The following is a 1477-nucleotide window of genomic DNA, read 5'->3' as shown; positions in this document are numbered from 1 at the left end:
ACGTGCAAGTGCTTGCGCATCCGTTGTCGCCGGTAAAACAAGATCAGAAGCATCGAGACCAGATTCATCATCATGTTTGCCTTTACGACGCTTGCCTACTTGTGTATCAGAACACACCGCAAAGGAACGCAAGGGGATTTCTGTATCAAGGGTCCATTCACGAATTGTTTGTGACATCAAAGCAAGAGAAGGCACCAGAAACAACACACGCTTACCTTTTCCGGCGAGAGTTTCTGCTATCTTAAGGCTAGTAAACGTCTTGCCCGTTCCACACGCCATAATCAGCTTGCCACGGTCTGCTTCTTTTAAACCTTCACAGACTTCCTCAAGTGCTTCTATCTGATGATCTAAAAGCTTTTTTTTCGGTTGCTCTTTAAGGACAGCTTGTCCTCTTTCTTTATAAGCMCCCCAATCKATTTGACTGTTTTCTAAATCAAACAGATTAATCTGTTGAATRCGAACYTCTTGWCCATCACACGTGTTGTTCGCATTATCACTCCAATTGCTTTCRGTGCTATCAACYAGWATRCGACGCGTGAAKATYTTYTTCCCAGAGGCAGCGATAAAACTATCAATATCTTCTTTTTTAATGATGTGAGAGGCATCATAACATTTACATTGAATAGCCGCATAGCCCCCTTGATCACGGATTGTCGCCACCAAATCAATGCCGATATCACGCCCATCTTCATCATGTTCCTCAGCCCATTCCGAATAAGTCTGAACCTTTTCATATTCCTGCTTTTGTAATGGGTCTTCAGACAGATAATCCTTCACAAGATTTTCAAAAAGGGTTCCCAATTCACGAGGTGATTTTGCTTGTTTACGATAATATTCCAACAAAGAGCGTATCGTGACGTGTTCATGATCAGACTTAACAGATTGCAGCATATTACAACAAAGCTCCATTTTGGTATGAGAGGGATAATTCTTTTCAAAAGAATCAAAATGAAGCTTATTAAATCCATTTTGAATGAATAGCTATAAAAAATGTTGAAAAATGCTCAATCTACACGGGAGTGAATACGAGCGTGCATGTAAAAATAAGCGCTGTTATTATAATAATAACACCAATAATATCAACAAGGTGATTTATTTTTCTATACATATCACATCCACATAGTACTATTGTTTATTTATTCCAATCGTTAAATGTGATTAATACGATATGTATTTAAAATATATTAAAGCCTTAAAAATAAATGTTTTGATACATTTTCTAATTCTAATTCACTTTAATGAACTTTTAAAGTCTACTTACCAACAGCCTATGAGCTATGGTTAGATCAGCACAGTAGTGAAATTTGCTTATCGTTTGATGTGTTAATCAGACAAATGCAATACGTGCTTTTTAAACATCATAATAATTATTTTGATAGGTTTTATGAGTGACTTTAATAGATAGGTTTTGACGGTGCAAAAATTGACAAAACCCCTACAAAACGTATATTATTAGTTGAATTCATAGGTTGTGTTG

General features: G+C 36.7%; 1 protein-coding gene. It reads right to left on the bottom strand.

Annotated elements, in window-relative coordinates; all coding sequences use genetic code 11:
* Positions 1 to 891 (bottom strand): restriction endonuclease (locus HWX04_RS08155; RefSeq protein ID WP_175869619.1); only part of this gene is annotated, 891 nt, incomplete at its 3' end.
* Between the last annotated feature and the right edge of the window lie 586 nt (positions 892 to 1477).

Source organism: Bartonella gabonensis (assembly GCF_903679515.1).
Classification (GTDB): domain Bacteria; phylum Pseudomonadota; class Alphaproteobacteria; order Rhizobiales; family Rhizobiaceae; genus Bartonella; species Bartonella gabonensis.
The sequence above is the reverse complement of the archived record's forward strand: the minus strand, read 5'-3'. Positions and strand labels throughout refer to the sequence as shown.